This is a genomic window from Aquimarina aggregata, assembly GCF_001632745.1.
GTDB classification, from domain to species: Bacteria; Bacteroidota; Bacteroidia; order Flavobacteriales; family Flavobacteriaceae; genus Aquimarina; species Aquimarina aggregata.
Genome location: NZ_LQRT01000008.1, coordinates 42206 through 66806, shown reverse-complemented (window position 1 = coordinate 66806; position 24601 = coordinate 42206). Strand labels below are relative to the sequence as shown.

Genomic DNA, 24601 nt, shown 5'->3' with positions numbered 1-24601 from the left:
TAATATCTTCTTAGAATATTGCTCTTAAACCTATACTTGTTGTGTTTCCAAGCCCTTGAAAATTATTTCCTCTTACTATCTTTCCGTAAGATGCTTCTATATTAAGAACTCTAGTTAACTGATACTTACCTCCAAATCCTAATTGTGTAGAATTTTGCGCAAATCCATTTCCTAGATCTAATAGAAAAGATTGTTGAGCATTAACAAAAACTGTTGATTTTGAAGACGGAAAATAACTCAAGAAAACAGTTGATGGTAAAAACAAACTTTCGTTTGCAAATCGCTCATTTAAATTTTCGGTTAGTGGGTCCGCATCCGCAGCATCTTCACCAAAATTAAATCTAAAATCTAATTCTGTAAATACTTGCCATTTATTTCCTCCAAAAGTGTGATCAAAGAAAAATCTAGTTTCCCAAGCAAAACTACGTTGATCCAAATATGGTGTAAATGCAGGATCTCCGTTTCCATCTGTTAACCCGTTTAATGTACTTGTGTCTTCGAATAAAGGGATGAAAAATGAACTTGTAAAAGAAAAATTAGCTATATTTTTGAAAGGCTGTACTCTTATCGATGGTGCTATCGTTGTTAATCCACTTCTTGTACTATTTTTATCGTTCTTAAATCTAAACACACCTAAAGCATCGTAGTAATTATCACCTCCTACTTGATTCGAACGAATTTGAAAGATCAAACCAATATTTACTCTAGAATTCTTGCTTATCCCGGTATAAATTTCGTTTGTATTAGTTAAAAAAGTTTCTCTAAGAATATCTACAGAGTTAGATCTGGCATCTGTTCGTTTTGTCTGGGTATATACTCCTGTAAAAACTTTGATATCCCACTGCCCCTTCTTTAATAATTTAGACGGTGTAAATTCTTGAATATTCGAAACATCACCATCTCCATCCTGAGCAAATCCAAAAGTAACGGTTAGTAATAATAAAAGAGTTGCTATTATATTCTTAGTAGTTTTCATTTTCTTAATTTTTAGTTGCATAAGTTCTTATCCCAGGCCTTGGTGAGCGCAAGGGTAGTTTCTTATTTTTGGTATTGTTAATAAAAGATTATTTAATTTGATTTAGACTCCAATTATAAGTATAGTATGACACTCTCGCGTCAGAAGGTATTTTTACTTTTCTAAATTTATTCACGTAATCAACCTCAGATCCATTTTTAGTAAAGTCTCCTTTATACCATTCGAATATCTGAGATAATTGCACTCTTTTTCCTTTAACTTTTATGAATGTAGGATCATTAAGAGCTTTAACAGTTTGACGCTGTAATTGATTCTCTAAGCTAGCGGGCTTATATGCCGATGCAATAATCGGAGGACAACCTAATCCACCACATACTAGTACAAAGTGAAAACGCGCCTCATTCGGGAAATTTTTACGAAGGATTTTATTTTCTAAGTTATTAAGGGTTGTAGCCTTTCCACCTATTGTATACGTGGTTTTATCAAAAAAACCTTTAATACTCGTTGGAGATTTTACAGGATATTTATTCACCACTCCTTTTATTACTGCCAAATTATAAGCATTGATATAAAAAGATTGAAAAGTCTTAGGTTGACTTTTAGGTATTGATATCTTAGCTGCCATTTCTAACAACGTATCCAAAGATGAAGGATCTTTTTTAATAGCAGCATACTTTACTCTACCATTTGATACGTAAGTTTTGAAAAAAGTATCTGCCTTAGCAAAAAAATCTGCTTTGCTTTGAGAAAACCCAAGTTGAGTTACAAGTACAAATACTATAATAATTATTCTTTTCATGATTTACTTTTTACCAGTTTTTAATTCAAAAAACTTCGATTCAGATTACATTTTATTTTTTTAAAGTTCACCTCGGTAACGGACAATCAGTCGAAGGGTAATTTTGCAACTTACAAACTAAGTTACATTTTATTTTTCAAAACAAATCACATACTAACAAAGAGTTATTACTGTTCGTAGATCAATAAAAGTCCTTACAACACAATCATTTTTTAGATTGATTCTAAATTAAATCAAGCACATAAGTTCTTATATTTATATGCGACTTACTGTCAGAAGTATTCACTTCGAAGTAAAAATTGACAATCAACAATCATCTTTTATGGAACACATTGCAATTATCGGAAATGGAATTTCAGGTATAACTGCTGCAAGGCATATCCGAAAAATGTCCGACAAAAGAATCACTATAATTTCTGGCGAAACGGACTATTTCTTTTCCCGCACAGCTCTTATGTATATATACATGGGGCATATGAAATTTGAACATACACAACCCTACGAAAACTGGTTTTGGGAAAAAAATCGAATAGATCTAAAAAAAGGTTTCGTGTCTAAAGTAAACCATGAAACTAATACATTAGAATTTGTAGATGGAGAAACTTTAAGTTATGATAAGTTAATTATCGCAGTAGGTTCTAAACCTAATAAATTTGGTTGGCCTGGTCAAGATTTAGATGGCGTTATGGGTATGTACCACAAGCAAGATCTTGAAAATCTTGAAAAACATGCTCCAAATAATGAAATATGTAAAAGAGCCGTAATTGTAGGCGGTGGTTTAATTGGTATAGAATTAGCCGAGATGTTAAACTCTCGTGGAATTCCTGTTACCTTTTTAGTACGAGAAAAAAGTTTTTGGGATGCTGTATTACCAGCTGGAGAAAGCGGCATGATTAATAGACATATCAAAAACCATCATATAGATCTTCGTTTAGGAACAAACTTGAAAGAAATCCTTGCTGATGACAATGGCAAAGTAAAAGGTGTGGTCGTACAGGAAACAGGTGAAATTATCGACTGTAATGTTGTTGGATTAACGCCAGGAGTATCTCCAAATGTAGATTTTCTAAAAGATTCTGGTATTGAACTGGGACGTGGTGTAAAAGTAAATAGATTTCTTGAAACCAATATCCCTAATATATATGCGATTGGTGATTGCGCAGAACAACATGAAGCAATTGGACTTAGAAGACCAATTGAAGCAGTTTGGTACACTGGACGTATGATGGGTGAAACTGTTGCGCAAACTATCTGCGGAAATAGAATTGAATATAAACCTGGACACTGGTTTAATAGCGCAAAATTTCTTGACATCGAATATCAAACATATGGTTGGGTGTTTGGAAGGCCACAAGAATATGAAGAACAATTTCATTGGATTCATGAAGATGATACTAAGTGTATAACGGTTTCATATCATAAAGAAACTTCAGAATTTTTAGGAATAAACACTTTTGGTATTAGAATGCGCCACGAAATTTTTGATCGTTGGTTAACTGAAAAAAGAGATGTTGATTATGTAATACAACATTTACCTGAAGCTAATTTTGATCCCGAATTTTTTAAACATTTCGAAAAAGATATTTTAAATGCTTTTCAAAAGCAAAAACTTATAAACGCATAAATCATGGCAGTAGAGAGAAATATGGCACTAACAGGACAACCTCCTAAAAGCCTTAATACAATACAAAAAATAGGCGTTCTAGTCGGGATGTCTGGGTTGCTAATATTAGTACTAGCAATCTTTAATATCAACTTACCAAATAAAACTGCATGGCTTGCTATATCTTTGATAGCATTAATAGGGGGCATCATAACGTTTTCAAAAGGAGCATATGATAAAAAGCTCGAAGGAATTAAAAATGACGCAGTTTGGTTTAATTCTATTTCATCCCGTGGCGTACTTGCCTGGATTGCAGGAGTAGCACTTACAGGTTTTTACATTGTACTATACTTTTATGCAGAATTATTAGGTCTTGGACAAGGAGCAGATGGAACAAATACTGGTCTTGTAGGTCTATTCGATCCGTTAAGTAGGTTATTAAGTGGTAATCCAGCAAGTCAATGGTTTGTATATGGAACATTATATACGGTAGCCATTATTTCTTTTGGAGTAAAATTCATCATGAAATACAAACACAATCGTTATGAGCAATTACGAACGATAAGCGTGATGTTTTTTCAAACAGCTTTTGCATTTGTAATTCCAGAATTAATGGCCCGTCTTAATTCGGATACATTTTCATTACCCTATAATGATTTAAAAAACATGTGGCCATTAAATTATTATGCTTTTGAACAATGGAGAGTAGATCAATTTATTAATGCGCAAACCATTGGGTTATTCTTTTTAATCTTGGCTGTATTAATGGTATTTGTGATTTCACCTTGGCTTACCTATAAATATGGAAAGAGATGGTATTGTTCATGGGTTTGCGGTTGCGGTGGATTAGCAGAAACCGCAGGTGATTCTTTTCGCCAACTATCAGACAAAGGAATTAAAGCCTGGAAATTTGAAAGATGGATGATCAACTCTGTATTGGTTTTTTCTGTAGTAATGACAGTTGCTACCATATCTACATATTTAGGATATGACTCAACTAAATATTGGTTTACAAAAAATACATTCTTAATAAGTGTAGGTGCATTTTTAACAATTGTTTTTGCAACAGTAACATATTTCAAAAGAGATCAACTTAACAACAGTGCTTTTAAAGGAGCTATAGGTGCATTTGCAATTACTATTGGGTTTCTTTTACTAATTGCTTTTGTAGATCTTAATCAGCTTAAAATTAATGCCTCATATTTTTCTTTTGGACTTAATACAAAGAAATATGCTTTTGATGGTGCCTTAAGAAGTTTTTATGCTTTCGGAATCGGTTCTATTTTCTCTGGTGTAATAGGAACTGGTTTTTATCCTATACTTGGTAACCGTATATGGTGTAGAATGGGATGTCCAATGGCTGGTATTATGGGAATCCAACAACGATTATTCTCTAAATTTAGAATTACTACTAACGGAGGACAGTGTATCTCTTGTGGTAACTGTTCTACCTATTGTGAACAAGGAATAGATGTACGTGCATACGCACAAAAAGGTGAAAACATAGTAAGGTCTAGTTGTGTAGGTTGTGGAATATGTTCTGCAGTTTGCCCAAGAGGAGTACTTAAACTAGAAAATGATTCTCTTGACGGTAGAATTAATTCAAACGAAATCTTACTAGGTAATGACGTAGATTTAATGGATTATGTAAATAAAAAATAGATTTTAAGATCTAATAACAAAGTAAAAAGCCATATCTGTTTTTAGATATGGCTTTTTTACGAATTAACTTAAAATTCTCTGTTAGTATAGCTTTTAGCTTTCGTCTAAGACTGCAAACATAAAATCATCATGATCCAAAAGTTATCTATTTTCTTATTGATGTGTTGCTTTTCTGCTAGTACCTATGCTATTCAAAAAGAATATCATTATGAGTACTATCCTGATGGTGTTCTTAAATCTCAAGGATGGAAAGAAGACGGAAAGAAAGTGAATTTTTGGTTTTTTTATTATCCTAACGGAAAAGTTTCTCATGAGGGGCATTACCAAAAAGATAAAAAAGAAGGTTTTTGGTATTATTACTCTTCTAATGGCATCATCATGAAAGAAGGACATTTTAAAAATAATGCTAAAAATGGCTATTGGTATTTTTATACAGAAAAGGGTAAATTATTTAAGGAAGGCCATTTTCTAAACGATAATGCAGAGAAATGGTGGATTATTTACGATATTGCGACCGGAATAACAACAAAGTACCAATATCAAAACAATAAAAAAGAAGGATATTCCTTATTATACAAAAACAATAAAATTTTTAAAGCCGAACGCTATGTTAATGATGAAAAGATCGGAGAATGGACCGATATCTTTAGCTTTAAAAAAGACAACCCAAATGTTTCCTTATAAATGCCTCCAATAATAAACGTAATCATACCTGCTTTTAACGAAGAAGAATCTATTGCGCATGTAATTCAAGAGATTCCCGAAGTGGTTTCTGAGATTATTGTGGTGAGTAATAATTCTACAGATCAAACAGAAAGTGTGGCAAAAAAGGCTGGTGCAACAGTACTTATAGAAAATCAAAAAGGATATGGATATGCATGTTTAAAAGGCATGAGTTATATTGCTTCAAAAGAAAACAAACCAGATATTATCGTTTTCCTTGATGGAGATTATAGTGATTACCCTGCCGAATTAACTAAAATTATAAATCCTATACTTACTGATAATATTGATATGGTTATTGGTTCTAGAGTAAAACATTTACGAGAAGCTGGATCAATGACGTTCCCACAAATCTTCGGAAATTGGCTAGCTACAAGCTTAATGAAACTTTTTTTTGGAGCAAATTTCACAGATCTTGGTCCATTTAGAGCGATTAAATATGAAACACTTCTAGCACTCGACATGGTTGATAAAACCTATGGTTGGACTGTAGAAATGCAGCTAAAAGTGTTAAAAAAACGTTACAGCTACACCGAAGTCCCTGTACAGTACAAAAAGAGAATTGGAGTCTCAAAAGTTTCAGGAACAATAAAAGGTGCTATATTTGCAGGCGTTAAGATTTTAAGTTGGATTTTTAAATATAGCTTTACGTAATGGATATTGCTATCATCATAACCTACACATTAGCCTTACTAATCATATTTATGTATAGTCTGGCTCAATTGAATCTGCTCGTTAATTATCTAAAGTCAAGAAAGCAACCTGATAGCTCTCCTACTTTTGATTTTACTAAAGCAGAAGAAATACCACAAGTAACAGTTCAATTACCTGTATTTAATGAACTATATGTAATGGATCGATTACTTGATAATATTGCAGAGCTTGAATACCCTAAAGATAAATTAGAAATACAAGTTTTGGATGATTCTACAGATGAGTCAGTGATTACTACCGCTGCTCAGATAGAAAAACTTCAAAAAAGTGGATTAGACATTAAGCATATTTGTCGCGAAGATCGTACTGGGTTTAAAGCTGGCGCTTTAAAAGAAGGATTAAAAATTGCTAAAGGTGAATACATCGCGATTTTTGATGCTGATTTTCTTCCCGGAAAAAAATGGTTACTGCAGACTATTCCTTACTTTAAAGATCAAAATATTGGTGTTGTACAAACACGCTGGGGACATATTAACAGAAACTACTCTATGCTAACCAAAATTCAAGCGTTTGCACTTGATTTTCACTTTACTATGGAGCAGGTAGGACGTAATTATAAGGATCATTTTATTAATTTTAATGGAACTGCCGGTGTTTGGAGAAAGAAATGTATCGAAGATGCAGGTAATTGGCAAGGAGATACATTAACCGAAGATCTAGATTTAAGTTATAGAGCACAATTAAAGAAATGGAAATTTAAATACCTTGAAGAGGTTGAAACACCTGCAGAATTACCGGTAGTAATTAGCGCCGCAAGATCACAACAATTTAGATGGAATAAAGGTGCTGCAGAAAATTTTCAGAAATTATATTGGAAATTACTTAGAGACAAAACCGTACCTTTTAAAACCAAATTTCATAGTTTTTTCCACTTGTTAAACAGTAGTATGTTTTTATTAGTATTATTGGTTGCTATTCTTAGTGTACCTGTAATGTATATTAAAAACAACAATCCATTGTTTAGTTGGTACTTTAATGTAATCGCATTCTTTGCTCTAAGTACGGTAATATTTTTCTATTGCTATTGGCATACATTTAAAAAAATACACGGAAAAGGGTTTTGGAATTTCATGGAGTACATTAAAATGTTTTTTACATTTTTCTCTATTGCAATGGGATTCTCTGTGCACAATTCTATGGCTGTCCTTGAAGGCCATTTTGGAAAGAAAAGTGAATTTGTACGTACTCCAAAGTTTAATATAAATACGCTAAAAGATTCATGGAAAGACAATAAATATGTAAACAAGAATATTTCGGGTAATACTATTATTGAAGCTTTACTAATGGGCTATTTCGGATTTGCCTTATATAGCGCTTTTAAGCTTCAGGATTTTGGACTCTTCTTATTTCATATTATGCTTTTTTTGGGATTTGGTTTTGTATTTATTAAATCTGTTACCTCTAAATTATAATGTTATCGTATTGGAAACATAATAAGTTTTCTATACTTCTCATTTTTATTGGTATTCTTTTTTATTGGAGCTTTGCTTATCAATTAGAGCGCATTGATTTTGTTAAGATGATTAGTCTTTGGACTATCTTATTCTTTATTTCATATAAAATCATACAATCCAATCCAAATAATTGGAAGCTTCTTGCCGTAGCCGGATTACTATTTAGGATCGTATTTTTATTTGCTATCCCTAATCTATCTCAAGATTTTTATCGCTTTATCTGGGATGGCAGAATGTTATTAGAAGGATACAATCCGTATTTATCTTTGCCTGAAGTCTGGATTAGCGACAACAATGCTCCTATTAACCAAGCTCACGAGCTCTACAAGGGCATGGAACAACTTAATGGTAGTCATTTTACCAATTACCCTCCTATCAGCCAGCTTTGCTATTTAATTTCGGCTGTATTTGCAAGTAAGAGCATTCTAGGATCTGCAATGGTATTTAGAATTCTTATTATTCTGGCAGATATTGGAACATTTTTCTTCGGAAAAAAACTACTAAAGGCTCTTAAGCTTCCAGAAAAACAAATTTTCTGGTATGTTCTTAATCCTTTTATAATTATAGAGCTTACGGGAAACCTGCATTTTGAAGCTGTAATGGTCTTTTTTATCATTTGGTCCTTATACCTTTTACATAAAGGCTATTGGTATTGGGCTGCAATAGCATTAGGACTATCTGTTTCTGTAAAACTGATTCCCTTGTTATTTTTACCATTATTCTTTAAGAAATTTGTAATTGGGGATCACAAAAACTACAACAAGCTTGGTCTAAAATCAGGATTACCAAAACTACTTGGATTCTATAGTATTATTCTTCTTACTGTTTTGGTAACCTTTGCTCCTTTTTTATCAGAAGCTTTTCTTATTAACTTTAGAAAAACAATTACGCTCTGGTTTCAAAATTTTGAATTTAATGCCAGTATTTTCTATATCATTCGTTGGATTGGGTATCAAGTCGTAGGTTGGAATATTATCGAAACCGTTGGTAAAATATTACCAATGATTGTTATTTTAATCCTTCTTAGTTTGACTTTTATTCGAAAAAACAAAACAACAATACAACTCATCACCGTATTGACCTTAGGAATTTGTTGTTATTATTTTTTATCCACCACAGTACATCCCTGGTATATCGCCGTTCCTTTATCACTTTGCATATTTACAAGGTATAAATTCCCTATTGCATGGTCATTTGCAATTATATTAAGTTATACAGCCTATATCCATCCTGATTTTAAGGAAAACTTATGGATGGTTGGATTAGAATATTTTATAGTCTTAACTGTCTTTTTTTGGGATATGTATCTGCTATCTAAAAATCAGACTAAGTCAAGTCTTACATCATCTTTAAATTAATTACTTCTTGCTCTGTTAGTACTCTCCAGTGGCTACGAGGAAGATCTTTTTTAGTTAATCCTGCATAGATAACACGATCCAACTTGACTACGCTATAGTTAAGATGTTCAAAAAGTTTATGAATTATTCCGTTTTTAGAAGATTGTAATTGAATACCTATTTCGTTTTTAGAAGCGCCTTCGATATAAGAAATCTCATCAACGTTTATAAAACCTTCTTCTAGTTTAATTCCTTTTTCAATTCTCTGAAGATCTTCAAATTTAAGATTACGTTCTAACTCTACATGAAAGATTTTACGAACCCCACTTTTATGATGAGTGAGTTTTTTCTCTAAATCCACATCATTTGTAAATAAAAGTAAACCTGTTGTATTTCGTTCTAATCGTCCAACGGGTTTTAATCGTTGCTTAGAAGCATTTGCGACTAAATCCATTACCGTTCTGGTTTTTTCGGGACTTGTCGAGGTTACAAAGCCTTTTGGCTTATTAAGTAAAACGTACTCTTTTTTATGTGGTGTAATAAGTCGTCCATCAAACTTTACTTCGTCGGTCAACTTCACTTTATACCCCATTTCTGTCACTGGCTTACCATTTACCCAAACACTTCCTGTTTGAATATATAAATCAGCTTCTCTTCTAGAGCAAACACCAGAATTAGCAACATACTTATTTAGTCGTATCTCATCAGATTCTACAATCTTTTTAGGACTTCCAACAGACTTTTTTACAGGAGTATTATCCTGTTTGAAAGTCTTAATTTTAGATTTCCCTTGTCTTCCACTACTTTTTCCATCTCGAGAACGATCTCCACGACTCATATCTTAAATTTTTTGCAAAGATAGTGGATTACTATTTAGGATTGACAATTATTATTTATCGAACCTTACTGTACTTTGACGTTCTCTATTTACATGTAATTGAGTTACATCGGGTCTTGAATAATGCCCTACTGGATCAAAGTTTTGACGTTCTTGTAGCACCCTATTAAAGTCTAATGTTTCTATTAAAAGTCCTTCTGTATGTAAAACGGGTTCAAGAACCCATTCTCCATCGGGACCTGCAACACAGGAGCCTCCATTTCCTAGAACATCAGGAGCATTTTTTAAAATTTCATTTAGATGCGGAGTTGTCTCCGGAAAATCAGATTTTCTCATTAAACTTGAAACTGAGATCACATAAGAGCGTGATTCTCGCGCAATAAACCTTGTTATATCTTTTGTATTATAATCGCTCCCTGGCCATACTGAAATATGTAAATTTTCTCCTTGACCATAAAGCGCCGCTCTTGGCAATGGCATCCAATTCTCCCAACAATTTAATCCACCAGCAGTAAATGCTTTAAGAGGATGAACCTTAAGCCCATTACCATCTCCAGGGGACCAAGTTAGTCTTTCTTCATATGTTGGTTGCAATTTTCTATGAACCGATTTAATTTCTCCTAAAGGGTCAATATAAACCAATGAAGCATATAAACTATGTCCTCCACGATCTATAGGGCGTTCAATAATACCAATATACATTGCCATTTTATATGTAGCAGCAAGCTTACAAATAGTATCTAAATCTCCATTTTCAATGCTAACAGCATTTTGTGCGTAATGTGCATGGATTTCTTTTTGAACCGTGCTATTAAATTTAGCGCCATTGGTAAGTTCTACCCAAAAAGGGTATCCAGGAAGAAGTGATTCACCAAAAACAATTAGCTCTGCTTTTTTAGAAGCAGCTTCGTGTATAGTTTCTTCAATTTTTTGTAATGTTCCTGTTTTGTTTAACCAAACAGGAGAAATTTGAGCTAGCGCTACTGTCAATAATGGATCCTTCATGTATTCAATTGTATTATTTCTTCATGCGTGAGTGATACAAATTCCCCAGCACTTCGTTAACAAATAATTAATATATAAAATTCTGTTTTTCAATTCATTAAACTCTAAAAATGAGCTTACGGCAAAACCACAACATAACATTATCATAACATTAGAGCCTTAGTAAAAAACTTACTATCGACAGGAAATCATACTAAACGCTGAGAATTTAACAACAAAAAAGTACTTCCTTATTTATTATGAAAAAGTAAACATATAAAAAGTATATAGTATTCAAAGTTTAATTTACGTTAAAACATATGCTTTTTAACCAAACCGTAAACATATTGACACATTCTAGTAAAACTAAAAACAAAAATAATGTAAAATCCAGCGGTACATTTGTCATGTAAAATTGAAACAAATAGTTCAAAACTCAAATCTTAAAAGATCAAAAAAATGAAAAAGTTAATCGTTTTAGTATTCGTCATTGTATTAGGATTTAATCAGTCATTTGCCTCAAACGACAAAAATTCTATTAGTACAGAACAACAAATAAGAGATGAAGTTGCTGTACTTTTAAAAGACCCAGAAATCAAAATTGAAAAAGCAGATTTGACCGCTACAATCCAATTTACTATCAATACTAATGGTGAAGTTGTAGTTCTAAATGTTGATTCACATGAAGATAGTGTTGTTACTTATATAAAATCTAGATTAAACTATAAAAAAGTAACTACAGAAAAATCTGTTACTACAAACAGAATCTTTAGACTTCCACTTAAAATTAAAAAGCCAAATACTATTTAATCTTAAATACATCTTCAAAGAGATTAAATTGAGAACTTATCTTTTTAAGCAGTTGCATATGCAACTGCTTTCTTTTTTACCAAAGAATTCTATCTAGAATCATGTTTACATCAATAAGAATTATGCTAAATGTACCTGAAACTATAATTAGTTTTAAAATATTATGCAACCAAACATAATGTAATTTCCCCTTAGAACCCCATAATCCAACTAGTAGTAAAGTAAGAAGAACAAGACAAACATAAAAATACAGATACATAAACCCTATTTCATATTTAGTCAATAATAAATAAATAGGTATACAAGCAATTATGATTAAACCTGTAATAATTCTTTTTGACGCGAGTTCTCCATACACAACGGCAATTGTTTTGTAATTTTGAACTAGATCACCTTTTAAGTTTCCTAAATCCTTTATCATCTCGCGAATCATTAACATTAGAAACAAAAAAGTTGCATGTACAAAGATGACTTCATCAAAATTTTTATAGTATATAAATACAACAAAAAAAGGCGTTATTGATAGTATTGAAGCCACCATATTCCCAGAAATAGGATATTTCTTCAATTTATGAGAGTAAAACCAAATTGCAAAAATATATACCGAAAAAAAAAGAACAGCCCTAAACGAAACATAGCTTGCTAATACAACAGATAAAAAGTTTAAAATAAAGTAACCTGTAAGTTTAGTTTGCTGACTTACTAGACGGTCAAGCATCGTTTTTTGAGGTCTGTTAATTAGATCTTTTTCTTTATCATAAAAACTATTAATAATATACCCTGCTGCAATTACTCCTGCAGAAGCCAATACAATTACAAATAAATTTGGATCAAAAAGAACTTGCTTTAATTGAATATTAGGTGCAAGAATAAATATAGATGTCAAATATTGAGCAAGGACAATAATAAGAATGTTATATCCTCTAACGACAGAAAATAAACTTAACAATTTGAGAAAAAAAAGTTTGTTTTTTCTAGTAAGCATACTAATGCTTATTAAAAATTATAAACTACTTCTAATTTGTAATCTTTAAGTGAAGCTTGTGCTTTATCAAAATCTTGTGTAAACCCAAGGATATAACCTCCTCCGCCAGAACCACATAATTTAAGATAATAGTCATTCGTCTCAATTCCATTTTTCCAAAGATTATGAAATTCTTTTGGAATCATAGGTTTGAAATTATCTAACACTACATGAGAAAGCTGTTTGATATTTAAAAATAAAGACTTTACATCTCCTTTTAGGAAATCATCTACACATGCATCAGTATACTTTACAAATTGATTTTTAAGCATGCTGCGAAAACCCTCTTGCTTCATGTTTTCCATGAAGATACTTACCATAGGAGCTGTTTCTCCTACAATACCACTATCTAATAAGAAAACGGCACCTTTTTTATTTTCCACACTTTGAGATGGAATACCTGCGGGTTCTATATTATCTTTAGAATGAATTAGTATCGGAAGACTTAAATAACTATTTAAAGGATCTAACCCTGAACTGCTTCCATGGAAGAAAGACTCCATAAGACCAAAAACTTTCTTAAGTTTTAATAATTTATCTCTAGTAAGATTTTCTAAAACTGTAATTTTATTTGCAGCATATTTATCATAAATAGCAGCTACAAGTGCTCCACTACTACCAACACCATAACCTTGTGGTATGCTACTATCGAAATACATGCCCGCATCTATGTCTTTTCTTAACTTTTCTAAATCAAATTTAACGACATCTTCATTTTGAATTTTCTCAAGATAAATTGAAAATTCTTTCAGGTTCTTATTAGATTCTAAAGCTTCATCATTTGGAGTTTCTGACACTTTAAGGGCACCCTTAAAAAAATTATATGGTATAGATAAACCCTTAGAATCTTTTATAATTCCATATTCTCCAAATAATAATATTTTAGAATAAAATAATGGTCCCTTCATCTGTATTTTTTAATATATATCTTATTTGTCTTCCCTATTAGGATAAAGTTACAACAATTTTGCTCCCAATCCTATTTTGTCACAAATATACTGACCGTTTTCACAATACGCAACTAACTCACTAGTAATGAAAGATAAAACCTTATCTTTTTCATTATTTGGATATAATAAATGTACATTAGCACCTGCATCTAATGTAAAACAAAGTTTAGATCCTGTTGCTTTTCGATATTCCCAAACTTTATTAATTACTACCAATGTGTTAGGTTTCATTAAAATAAAATAGGGTAACGAGGTCATCATCATAGCATGCAACGTTAAGGCTTCGCTTTCGACCACCTCAATAAACGCATCTAAATCTCCTGTACCAAGTATTTCTTTAAGTTTAGATAAATTGTTTGTAGCTTGTTCAAATCGCTTTGCAGAAAATGGATGACCATGCATAAGATCATGGCCAACGGTACTACTCACTTGCTTCTCACCTTTATCAACTAGTAAGATCGTATCTTGAAATTCTTTAAAATTATCATGAATAGTATGCGGAAATTTAACAGCAAAGGCATCACTACTTCCGCCAATAGCATCGTGTTTTCCCCATACCGTAATTGGACCTTCAAGACTTCGGCAAGCACTCCCAGATCCTAAACGGGCTAAAAATGACGTTTTTTGTAACAATTCATGTTCTGTAATACTTGTGTTTATTTTTCTTTCTAATTGCATCAAACAATATGCAAGGGCACTCATACCACTAGCCGAAGATGCAATCCCACTACTATGAGGAAAAGTATTACTTGTTTCTATGGTAAAAGAATATTCTTTTAAAAAAGGCAAATATGTCTCTATTCGTGTAAAAAAACTCTGAATCTTAGGTTTAAAATCTGGTTTGGGTTTTCCTTCAAAAAGCAATTCAAAATCAAAATCTTCAGAGGGTGTTTCCTTTCTTTTGTATGCTAAACTTGTTATTGTTTTGCAAGTCTCTAACGTAAAACTAATAGATGCATTTTCGGGTAGCTGTATAGGTCTTTTACCCCAGTACTTTACTAAAGCTATATTGCTAGGAGATGTACACTTTATTACTCCATTATCTGGTAATTCTGACACTACAGAAAAGGTAAACTCAGGATAGTTCATCATAATATTAGAATAATTTTGAACAAATATAAGTGCTCTACGATATTTAAGTGCATCAGTAGTGAAAATAAATTCCTATTTTAGTACTGCACTAATTCCTTTTAATGAAAAAAAAGTTATCTCGCATCGGTATTGCCGTAGTTTTATGTCTACTAATTGGTTTTTTGAGTAGTATTGCAACTCAAAGTTCTATAGATACTTGGTATTTAACTTTAAAAAAGCCGTCCTTTACACCTCCAAATTGGATATTTGGACCTGTATGGATACTATTGTACATTATGATGGGTATTTCAGCAGGAATTGTATGGAGTAAAGGTTTTTATCATAAATGGGTAAAAACTGCGTTATATCATTTTGGTTTTCAATTAATATTGAATGCTGCTTGGTCAATTTTTTTCTTTGGCTTGCAGAGTCCATTGATTGCATTACTAGATATAATAGCCCTATTTATCCTACTATTGTTTACCATTAAATGGTTTACTGTAGTGAACACTATTGCCGCTTACCTACTTATCCCTTACGTTGTTTGGGTTGCTTTTGCGACTGCATTGAATTTTGGCATATGGCAGCTAAATTAAATTAAGAATAAGGAATTTCATTTTTATGAGTAAAAAAGCAATAGTCTTACAGACTACTCTAGAATTAATTACTAAACAAGGAATTAATGCTACTTCTCTTTCGCAGATTATTAAAGAATCAGGAGTTGCTAATGGTACCGTATATCATCATTTTAAGAATAAGGAAGAGATTATTACAGAATTATATTTAATGCTTACGCAAGATTTTGGTACAGTAGTAATGCGTAACATCCCAGAAGACGATATTAAAAAGCAATTTACCGTAATGTGGCTAAACCTATTCTATTACTTTGTTAATAACCCATTAGCTTTTATTTTTTCTGAACAAATTGCTCGTTCTCCAGAAATTCCACAAAGCCTAAAAGATAAAGCTCGTGAATACTATGGTGAAATAGAAAATTATTTTAAAAATGGTGTACGACAAAAGGTTTTTAAATCTTACAATACACTCGTTATGGAAGAGTTATTCTTTGGTAACGTTGTTTCGTTGGTAAAGATTCACGAAAATGAGCAGGTGAAACTTCAAGAAAAACATATTAATCAAGCTATTGAAATCTCATGGCGAGGTTTTCTAAAGGATGCAACTATTATTCAGTAAGAGAAATAAAGCAATACACATACTTAAATATATAAAGCTTAAGTATGTGTATATGCTAAATACTATTAATTAAATACAATATTAACACAAGATTCTTTATACTGGTGTTTTAGCACAACTTCTAGTGCTTTTCTTGAATCTGCGGCTTTTCCAATTTGCACACCTTTAAAAGCTATTTTTCCAGTACCTTTATTCCAATAATACTCATTGCTATTTGATTTAATGATTCGTTTTGTATCTTTTGTCGTAACCTGAAACGCCCCTAGTTCTTGACTATATTCTAATCCTGATGGGTAATATACTTCTGTGACAAATTTGGTAGTCCCTTTACCGTATACATAACAAATGCATTCTCCTATATCTTTTGCTTCAGAAACTCTAATCATATTATTTTGTGCTATTTTCCAACCGCCGTTTACTCTAATAGCAACAAGATCCATTAGCATTGTTCCTTTTTCGGCAATTTTCTTATCTATATACGATTCAAAGTTAATTACAGCAGAAATTGTACCTGCCCTTTCTTTCTGAGTTTGAAAAACAATTTTTTCTAATGTAAGTTTGAATTTATAATTATCATCATCAATAATATCGTCTAATTGTCCAGAAATATCCTTTTTAAAGTAATTCTTCCTAACTAAGGCTCCCGATAAGTTTACATATACTGTATTTCCGTTATATTTTTCATCAAACAAACTTAGTACATCTTCTTTTTTGGTTCCTTGCGTCAAGGCATTCATTTTGTCAATATAATCCATCAATAACTTTTCCATAGGTTTTTTATCACTATAGGCATGTCCTTGATGTGCATTACTAAATAAAATTATGACAAAAAGAAAGAGAGTAATTTTTTTCATAGTTAATTGAGGTATTAGTTAATCTCTATTAAGATACAAAAATTTACTTAAAAAACCGTAATACTTTACTCTAATTTACAAGTTCAAACCACTTAAATCCAATAATTTAATTACTGTTTTTAAGTTTCTGGTTGTGGCTACACTTTTCAATTTTTTTTCGAAAAAATTATTGTTTAGTTTGGTTTTTCCGTATCCAGCAGCTACATATAGGTACACTACATTTTTAGTAATCACAAACTCTTCTTCTCCATTAAAACCAGATCGTAATTCTTTTACTAATTCTTCATCAGGAGGGGTTGACAATAATGTAAAATACATTTTTTTTGTTTCAATTTCTTCTTTGTTTAATCGGTCTAAAAATGGGTTTTTTTGATAAATAGCAGCTAATGTCTCTAGAGTAATAACCAACACAGGAACATCAAACCCAAATCTTTGTTGTATACCTTTTGAGATTAAATTACTTAAAAATTGTACATCATTTTGTTCACTTTGAAAAATTACATTTCCGCTTTGGATATAAGTGGTAACAGAAAACAATCCTAATTTTTCTAATGCTTCTGTAAGATCTGCCATTTTAATCTTTTTCTGGCCACTTACATTAATTCCTCTTAACAATGCAACATATGTTTTCATAAGTTAATTTTTAAGTCCTTTATCTCTTTTTAAAATTAAGAAATGTTATTTTGACGTAATAGCCTTAGCAGCTATAAAAGCACCAGTCCATGCATTTTGAAAATTAAATCCACCTGTGATAGCATCTATATTTAAGACTTCTCCGGCAAAATATAGATTTTGGCATTTTTTACTTTCAAACGTTTTAAAACTTACTTCTTTGAGATTAATACCTCCTGCCGTTACAAATTCTTCTTTAAAGGTACTTTTACCATTAACTTTAAAAACACTTTGGGTTAATTGTTCTGACAAGGATTTACTTTGAATTTTATTAAGATCTGCCCAGCGTGTATCTTTTTGGATACCTGATGCCAAAACCAAACTCTGCCACAGCCTTTTAGGTAAATCGAACTGTGCATACGTAAATACTAATTGTTTTGAATAGGTTTCTTTAAGACTCCTGATACTTTGTAAAACTTCTTCTTCAGTATCATCTTGCAACCAGTTTACGGTTATTTCAAAATCATATTGAATCGCATTTAATTCTATTGCTCCCCAAGCAGAAAGTTTTAATATTGCCGGACCACTCATCCCCCAATGCGTTATTAACAAAGGCCCTTCACTCTGCAATTTTGAATTATTCACCTTAACCATGGCATGCGTTACCACTCCTGGTAATTCTTTAATTCTGGAATCTTTAATATTAAATGTAAATAATGAAGGAACAGCATCTATAGTATCATGACCCTGTTCTTGTAGTACCTTCCAAATCTTTGGATTACTACCAGTAGCTATCATCAGTTTTTTTGTAGTAAAACCTCCTTGATTAGTTTCGACAAACCAAGTTTCTTGCTCAGGTTTAAAATTTTTAACCGCATGACTTGTAAGAACATCAATTTGCAATCGCTTTGCCTCGGACAAAAAGCAATTTATAATAGTTTCTGATGAATTAGAGACAGGAAAAATTCGACCATCGTCTTCAATTTTTAGAGCTACTCCTCTCTGATCGAACCAATCCATAGTATCGCCAGTCATAAAGGTATGAAATGGTCCTTTTAGCTCTTTTTCTCCTCTTGGATAATTCTTACTTAGTTCATTAGGTATAAACTCTGCATGGGTAACATTACAACGTCCTCCTCCAGAAACACGAACTTTTGACAATACCTCTTTTCCTCTTTCGAGAATTGCAATTCTTAATTTCGGATCCTGTTCGGCAACATTTATTGCTGTAAAAAAACCTGCAGCTCCGCCACCAACGATTATTAAATCATAATTCATTATACAAAATTCGGAAAATCTGTGATGATAGCATCAACATTCCAGCTTTTTGATTGTTCCATTAATGTTTTTGTATTTACAGTCCAAACGTATACTCGATACCCTTGTGTTTTTGCTTTATCAACCGCTTGTTGAGTTAGTGTTGAAATTGGAGGATGGATTGAAAATGCTTCTAAGTCATGAGCTACAGGCAGTACTTTACTTATATTCTCTTCAGTAAGAACACCTATTTTAAATTTAGAAGTATGTTCTTTTAATTCGAACAATTGACTATGGTCAAAACTTGATATAATAAAATGTTTGTATTCCCAATTGGTTTTTAATATTTGCTCTTCAAGTAATTTAAGCGTTGGTAGTGCTGTATGTATACCTTTTAGTTCAACATTAAGTTCACATCGCCCGTCTATAACTTCAAGAACTTCTTGTAATGTTGGAATTTTATAACCTTCTATCGTGGTTATCTGTTTTAACTCTTGTAAAGTATATTCAGAAACTAAACCCGTTCCATTAGTTGTTCGTTCTAAGGTTTCATCGTGGATCACCACTAATTCACCAGATTTACAGCAATGCACATCGATTTCAACTCCTTTTACATTATTGTTCAGCGCTTCTAAAATTGATTCGATGGTATTTTCGGCAACTAAACCTGCTGCTCCGCGATGTCCGTATATTTTCATGATAATAACTTACTGTGTTCGAGATATAAAAATGATAAAATCCTGGGTAATTAAATATCGTAAGATAATTTCTTTGTTTTGTTAGAATTTCTTTTATATACAAATCTCGCTAAAATTAATACAAATAATACTATTCCTAAAATCCAATACCACGATGTATTACTAGTAAACTGTATTGCAGTAGTATCACCAACTACATAAAAGCCTCCCCAATACCATGGGTGAACACGATCTAAATTGGCTGTTTGTAAGTATTGTAGTTTTGCTTGTTGTAATGCCTTGGACTTATTCATCCCTTCTTTTAGGTTTGTATAAAAGTATTTCATCAACTCTGGTGTTGTTTGATCTGATACCGCCCAACTGCTTAACAACAAACTCTTGGTACCTGCATATTGAAACGCACTACCTAAACTCATAATCCCTTCGCCTTTGGCAACCTTTCCTGTACCTGTATTGCAGGCGCTTAATACGGTAAGCTCTGCTGGGATATCCATCGCAAATAACTCATGAGCATACAATAAGTTATCATCGATAGTGTCTTTACTTTTGGTAAAATACAGCTTTGAGTTTTCTGGACGCTTATGATCTACATCTCCATGCAATGCCAGATGTAAGATGTTATACCGATTTGCATTTCGCTTAAAATTAGATTCTATTGCCTGAGATCCGAAATAATACTGACCATCTATAATTTCTGAAATTTCTCTGATTTCTCTTCGTGTACCAGGTAAATCATCTCCAGCATTTCTCAAAGTTGCCAAACTCATCGTTTTGGCATCTATTACAGTTGTGCTATTTGAAAATGAAAACGCCAAACAATCTTCTTTTTCCTGGTGAACAGATTTTGTATTCGATGATTGAAACAATAAACTTGCTGAATTAGCATAACTGATCGCAAACTCTTTTAACAAATATGATAATGACTTAGGATTGTTAGAACTATCCTGCTGGGTAAGTAACAACTCAAAATTGCAATGCCATAATGCTCCATCGGGAACAATAATTAACTCATCGCCGCCAGTTAGCCTATCTTGTATAGGTGCTATTAATTGCGAATATAGACCATAAGCAACTTTCTTATACTCTTGTATATCTTTGGCAATAATAGATTCTTTAAGTATTTCTATATTCTTACTTACATCTGAAACTGTTATTTCTTTGACATCTAATTTATCTTTAGAGATGGTAAACGCATATACAATATTATCTGAAACAAAAAATTCTAACAAGGTCGTGTTTGCTTTTAGCTTTTGTTGTATATCTGATACCGAAACAAGCGCATTTTTATGCTTTAATTGATGATATTTAGGATACTCTTTTTCTAAAATCATGGTAAGTGAATCTTGCCGTTTACTTATATCAAAAAGCCGATTCTCATAATCTATAATCTTTGAGGAATCTATCCTTTGTTTTGTGCGTTCTTCTGTAATTTTAGATTGATAAAAGGCTTGATCAATTCGTAATTCTTTTTCTAGTTCTAAAACTTCTTTTGGTAATCCCGCATAGTTTGTAGCATTAGCCGCAGCTAGTAGTTCTTTTAGCGTATTGGCTTTACTCTTCTCTGAATAATAAAATGCTTTTTCTAGTGATTTTTGATCTTTGGTTACTTTGTATGCCAATAAGTGTGAGGCTATGGCACCTTGATATATTTTTGCTGTTTTTTTAGCAAAGGTTACTTTGTCATTATAATTAGTATACGAATGCCTGACCGTGTTAATTAAAGTATCTATTTTTTGATAAGTCAAAATCGCTTCTTTAAGATCCTTTATTGCGCTACTTTTTTTATATTGAAAAAGAAAGCTTCGAGCTTTTCCTGTAAGAGTTTTCAAAAGCAATTTCTGATCATAATAATAATTTGAATCGAAAGTGTTTTTTGAAATCTTCTTAAAAACATTTTTAGTATTTATTAATAATACCGTATCATAATAAGAAATTGCTTTTACGTGTTTTTTCCGTTTATTATAAATTTCGGCAATATTAAGATATGACTCCATTGCAAGCGAATGTTTTTCTCCATATTTGTTTTGAAGAATCTTTAAACTTTTTTCAGAATTTAGCAATGCATTAGTATACTCTTCCTTTTTACTATAAACAATCGCAATATTTAGATACACATCTGCGATATCTATTTGATCACTTATATCAATAGCTTTATATATTTTTAGAGCTTTTTTGTAATATTTTAAAGCATTATCATATTCTTTTTTACGGATGTAAACACTTCCTAGATTAGCATATTCAAATGCGATATTGTAATGATTTTTTTTATATAAAGATTTAAAAACTTTTAATGCTTTAGAAAAATAACGTAATGCATTTTTATAATCGCTTTTATTTATATAGGTAACACCAATATTATTGTATATGGTTCCGATTTCTGAGTGGGAATCACCATATAATTTAAGTCTCATATTCAGGCTTTTCTTATAATACTCCAGCGCTTCGTCAAATTCACCTTTTTCATCTAAAAGATTACCAATGTTATTATATAAAATATTCATCCCATATATGTTATCTTCTTGAATCAAAATTGATAATGCTCTTTGATAATACGCTATTGCTTTATCATTTTGCTTAGTCTCAGCATATATCAACCCTATATTATTATAACTGTAACTAGCATAGAGGTGATGTTCTCCAGAGTTTTTGATTGTTATTTTTAAATCCTTTTCGAAATAATAAAGCGCCCTTTTATAATTACCTAATCTTTTATAAACAATACCAATATTATTATACGTATTACCTATTTTTTGATGATCTGCCCCTAATGTATTTAAATTAATAACCAATGCTTTATTATGATATTCGATAGCTTTCTTATACAAGGAAGTATGATAATAAGTCAAAGCAAGGTTACTGTATGATGTAGCAATATCTATATGTTCTTTTCCTAAGAGTCTTTGTCTAATCGATAATGCTTTTGAGTAAAATTTTAGAGCTTTTTCAAAATCTTCTTTTTCATTATAATACTTCCCCATATTATCATAAACATAAGCTTTTTCTTTATTCTCTTTTTGAAGATAAGAATTACTGATTGTCAATGCTTCCTTTGCATTCTGTAACGATTTTTCGAGTTCGTAATTATGTTGTAGGTTTTCAGCAATCCTATTATAACACCTAGCCACTCGTTCCCACGCTTTTGCTTTTTTATAAATAGGTAATGCTTTTTTAAAATATTTTATAGATTCCTCATAGCTCTTATTTGTTAATAGTGAATCTGCTTTTACAAAATGTTGATAGGCAACCAAAGTATCTGTGGTTTGACTGTAGGATACTATTGTATTAAAAAAAATGAAGTAACATGTCATTTTAAAATATAATGACAGTCTCTTTGGTATATCTCTGGGTCGTATTACCATTATTTTTATGACTTATTGTTTACTTATATAAGCTATATTACAGTATAAAAATCGTTACTAATTTCAATACTAGTGTCACTTATCAATTGTTTCCTTTCTTTATTAATACCAAAGACACTAAAATTGTTACTTTTACAGTTCTTATACCAATAGTTCGACATAAAATAAAAAAATCCATCTAAAAAGGTAACAAATTGTTATCTTATTACATTAATGTATGAAGAACACCGAAGATCAGAAAATTTTGAAGGGTATCGCGGCAGGAGATGAACAGGTTTTAACCTTGTTTTATAAAAAGAACCTTCCTTATATACGGCGATATATTCTACAAAATTCAGGAAACGAAGAAGATGTAGAAGATGTGTTTCAAGACGCATTAGTCATGATCTATCAAAAACTAAAGACAGATTCTTTAGAGCTTCAGTCTTCTTTACGTACCTTTTTCTACGCTGTTTGTAAAAACATTTGGAGAAATCGGTTACGAAAAAACAAAAAAATAGTACTTGCAGAAAATATCTATGATACTGCAGATACTATAGAACTTAAAGTTCAAGAAGATATAGAAAATAGTGAACGCGAACATATTTATCGCAAATATTTCTTAAAATTAAGTGATAGCTGTCGCGAAGTGTTAAATTTACTCTTTCAGGGCAATAGCATGAAAGAGATTGCTAAAATAACTGGGTACACCGAAGGGTATACCCGAAAGAAAAAATTTGAATGCAAGGAATCTTTAATCGAAATGATCGAAAAAGATACTGCATTTAAGGAGTTACAGCTTACTCCCCAAAAAAATAGCGAATTATGAAACGAACCCCACAAATATTCGATAAAATCGAAAGTTATATTGCTGGCTCTTTATCTAAAGAGGAGCTAATTGCTTTTGAAAAAGAAATATCGCTTAATCCTGAACTATCCCAGGAAGTTGAAAAACATAAATCTTTACATGCTGCATTAAGTGATCCTGATACTATCGCTTTTAAAAAAAAATTAATAAAAATAAGTGCTGCGATTAAAGAAGAGGAAACCGCTAGCAGTTCTTTTTTTTCTGCACCCTGGAAAATCGCGGCCTCTATTATAGTCATATTAAGTATTGGAGCATTAGTATGGAACTATACTGGCAAAACCGTTGATACCCAAGATTTATATTTAGCGTATTACACTCCTTTTTTAACAGAAGATACAACCAGAGGTAAAACAGACACTCAGTTACAAGATATTATTGAAAACTACAATAACAAAGATTACGAAACTGTAATCGGAGAATTAGAAAAACTACCTAATCTAGACCGTAAAGAAAAGTTACAATTATATCTTGGCAATAGCTACTTAAATACAAATCAAGAAGAAAAAGCTATCACAGTATTTGAAGATTTTGAAAAAGATAGTAAGTTTTACGAGGTCGCCAAATGGTACTTATCGCTTACTTATCTAAAGCTCGATAAGAAAAACATAGTAATTTCAGTTTTGGATGAAATAATAGCCTATGATGGCATCTATAAAATTAGAGCCCTACAGTTAAAAGAAGCTTTATAGGAACACTAGTATTTCTAATTTAGAGTATTATTTCTCTTTTCATATTTCCTTTCTTCCTTCAAACATAGGTAATTCGCTTTTTTAGAATTTAATTCTTTTCTTTTTTTATTGTTATCTATTTTAGGTATAGGAATTTTGTGATGAAG

23 protein-coding genes are annotated in these 24601 nt (G+C 31.7%); 11 read left to right on the top strand and 12 right to left on the bottom strand.

Features of this window, described 5'->3' with window-relative positions; genetic code table 11:
* Positions 1 to 10: 10 nt before the first annotated feature.
* Together AWE51_RS10520 and AWE51_RS10515 are read right to left on the bottom strand one after the other, a co-directional pair.
* A complete protein-coding gene (locus tag AWE51_RS10520; RefSeq protein WP_066313232.1) occupies positions 11 to 976 on the bottom strand; it encodes a hypothetical protein in 966 nt (321 codons plus the stop codon).
* Positions 977 to 1064: 88 nt separating this feature from the next.
* Entirely contained in the window at positions 1065 to 1775 is a 711-nt protein-coding gene (locus AWE51_RS10515; RefSeq protein ID WP_066313229.1) for a DUF547 domain-containing protein, read from the bottom strand.
* Positions 1776 to 2097: 322 nt separating this feature from the next.
* Here AWE51_RS10515 and AWE51_RS10510 point away from each other — a divergent pair, with 322 nt between their 5' ends.
* From AWE51_RS10510 to AWE51_RS10485, 6 genes are all read left to right on the top strand, one after another.
* Positions 2098 to 3399, top strand: a complete 1302-nt coding sequence (locus AWE51_RS10510) for an NAD(P)/FAD-dependent oxidoreductase (RefSeq protein ID WP_066313227.1) — start codon at positions 2098 to 2100, stop codon at positions 3397 to 3399.
* A gap of 3 nt (positions 3400 to 3402) precedes the next feature.
* The gene (locus AWE51_RS10505; protein ID WP_066313224.1) at positions 3403 to 5040 is read left to right on the top strand and encodes a 4Fe-4S binding protein; all 1638 of its coding nucleotides are present in this window, start codon (positions 3403 to 3405) and stop codon (positions 5038 to 5040) included.
* A 129-nt stretch (positions 5041 to 5169) separates the two neighbouring features.
* Positions 5170 to 5724, top strand: coding sequence for a toxin-antitoxin system YwqK family antitoxin (locus AWE51_RS10500; RefSeq protein WP_120702491.1), 555 nt, complete (start codon positions 5170 to 5172; stop codon positions 5722 to 5724).
* On the top strand, positions 5725 to 6417 hold the full coding sequence (locus AWE51_RS10495; RefSeq protein WP_066313222.1) for a glycosyltransferase family 2 protein: 693 nt from the start codon (positions 5725 to 5727) through the stop codon (positions 6415 to 6417).
* Positions 6417 to 7889: a cellulose synthase family protein gene (locus AWE51_RS10490; protein WP_066313220.1), complete on the top strand. Its 1473-nt coding sequence runs from the start codon at positions 6417 to 6419 to the stop codon at positions 7887 to 7889. Before AWE51_RS10495 ends, AWE51_RS10490 begins: the two co-directional genes overlap by 1 nt.
* Positions 7889 to 9289, top strand: coding sequence for a mannosyltransferase (locus tag AWE51_RS10485; protein ID WP_066313218.1), 1401 nt, complete (start codon positions 7889 to 7891; stop codon positions 9287 to 9289). The genes AWE51_RS10490 and AWE51_RS10485 overlap by 1 nt, the downstream gene beginning before the upstream one ends.
* Here the strand turns inward: AWE51_RS10485 and AWE51_RS10480 are convergent.
* Entirely contained in the window at positions 9270 to 10106 is an 837-nt protein-coding gene (locus AWE51_RS10480) for a pseudouridine synthase (RefSeq protein WP_066313216.1), read from the bottom strand. The genes AWE51_RS10485 and AWE51_RS10480 overlap by 20 nt on opposite strands.
* 51 nt (positions 10107 to 10157) lie before the next feature.
* Positions 10158 to 11111 carry a carbon-nitrogen hydrolase family protein gene (locus AWE51_RS10475; RefSeq protein ID WP_066313214.1) on the bottom strand — a complete coding sequence of 318 codons (954 nt, stop codon included), beginning with the start codon at positions 11109 to 11111 and terminating at the stop codon, positions 10158 to 10160.
* A gap of 438 nt (positions 11112 to 11549) precedes the next feature.
* Here AWE51_RS10475 and AWE51_RS10470 point away from each other — a divergent pair, with 438 nt between their 5' ends.
* A complete protein-coding gene (locus tag AWE51_RS10470; protein ID WP_066313213.1) occupies positions 11550 to 11900 on the top strand; it encodes a hypothetical protein in 351 nt (116 codons plus the stop codon).
* A gap of 76 nt (positions 11901 to 11976) precedes the next feature.
* On the opposite strand, the gene AWE51_RS10465 is transcribed toward AWE51_RS10470, so the two are convergent.
* The 3 genes from AWE51_RS10465 to AWE51_RS10455 are packed head-to-tail and all read right to left on the bottom strand — an operon-like array spanning position 11977 to position 14963.
* Positions 11977 to 12885: a geranylgeranylglycerol-phosphate geranylgeranyltransferase gene (locus AWE51_RS10465; RefSeq protein ID WP_066313212.1), complete on the bottom strand. Its 909-nt coding sequence runs from the start codon at positions 12883 to 12885 to the stop codon at positions 11977 to 11979.
* A gap of 11 nt (positions 12886 to 12896) precedes the next feature.
* Positions 12897 to 13832 (bottom strand): mevalonate kinase family protein, encoded by a 936-nt coding sequence (locus tag AWE51_RS10460; protein ID WP_066313211.1) that lies wholly within the window; start codon positions 13830 to 13832, stop codon positions 12897 to 12899.
* A gap of 48 nt (positions 13833 to 13880) precedes the next feature.
* Positions 13881 to 14963, bottom strand: a complete 1083-nt coding sequence (locus AWE51_RS10455) for a diphosphomevalonate/mevalonate 3,5-bisphosphate decarboxylase family protein (protein ID WP_157766070.1) — start codon at positions 14961 to 14963, stop codon at positions 13881 to 13883.
* A gap of 104 nt (positions 14964 to 15067) precedes the next feature.
* Here AWE51_RS10455 and AWE51_RS10450 point away from each other — a divergent pair, with 104 nt between their 5' ends.
* Positions 15068 to 15541 (top strand): TspO/MBR family protein, encoded by a 474-nt coding sequence (locus AWE51_RS10450; RefSeq protein WP_066313199.1) that lies wholly within the window; start codon positions 15068 to 15070, stop codon positions 15539 to 15541.
* Between the two features lie 25 nt (positions 15542 to 15566).
* On the top strand, positions 15567 to 16139 hold the full coding sequence (locus AWE51_RS10445) for a TetR/AcrR family transcriptional regulator (RefSeq protein ID WP_066313197.1): 573 nt from the start codon (positions 15567 to 15569) through the stop codon (positions 16137 to 16139).
* 65 nt (positions 16140 to 16204) lie between these two features.
* Here AWE51_RS10445 and AWE51_RS10440 read toward each other — a convergent pair whose 3' ends face one another.
* The 5 genes from AWE51_RS10440 to AWE51_RS10420 form a co-directional block, all read right to left on the bottom strand.
* Positions 16205 to 16993 carry a hypothetical protein gene (locus AWE51_RS10440; RefSeq protein WP_066313195.1) on the bottom strand — a complete coding sequence of 263 codons (789 nt, stop codon included), beginning with the start codon at positions 16991 to 16993 and terminating at the stop codon, positions 16205 to 16207.
* Positions 16994 to 17068: 75 nt separating this feature from the next.
* Positions 17069 to 17626: a DUF1697 domain-containing protein gene (locus AWE51_RS10435; RefSeq protein WP_066313192.1), complete on the bottom strand. Its 558-nt coding sequence runs from the start codon at positions 17624 to 17626 to the stop codon at positions 17069 to 17071.
* A 45-nt stretch (positions 17627 to 17671) separates the two neighbouring features.
* Entirely contained in the window at positions 17672 to 18883 is a 1212-nt protein-coding gene (locus AWE51_RS10430; protein WP_066313190.1) for a BaiN/RdsA family NAD(P)/FAD-dependent oxidoreductase, read from the bottom strand.
* A complete protein-coding gene (locus AWE51_RS10425) occupies positions 18883 to 19560 on the bottom strand; it encodes a glycerophosphodiester phosphodiesterase (protein ID WP_066313189.1) in 678 nt (225 codons plus the stop codon). The genes AWE51_RS10430 and AWE51_RS10425 overlap by 1 nt, the downstream gene beginning before the upstream one ends.
* A 50-nt stretch (positions 19561 to 19610) precedes the next feature.
* Positions 19611 to 22868, bottom strand: coding sequence for a CHAT domain-containing protein (locus tag AWE51_RS10420; RefSeq protein WP_198403819.1), 3258 nt, complete (start codon positions 22866 to 22868; stop codon positions 19611 to 19613).
* Between the two features lie 268 nt (positions 22869 to 23136).
* Here AWE51_RS10420 and AWE51_RS10415 point away from each other — a divergent pair, with 268 nt between their 5' ends.
* Positions 23137 to 23727, top strand: coding sequence for an RNA polymerase sigma factor (locus AWE51_RS10415; protein ID WP_066313187.1), 591 nt, complete (start codon positions 23137 to 23139; stop codon positions 23725 to 23727).
* Positions 23724 to 24455, top strand: coding sequence for a tetratricopeptide repeat protein (locus AWE51_RS10410; protein ID WP_066313180.1), 732 nt, complete (start codon positions 23724 to 23726; stop codon positions 24453 to 24455). The genes AWE51_RS10415 and AWE51_RS10410 overlap by 4 nt, the downstream gene beginning before the upstream one ends.
* Positions 24456 to 24601: the final 146 nt, after the last annotated feature.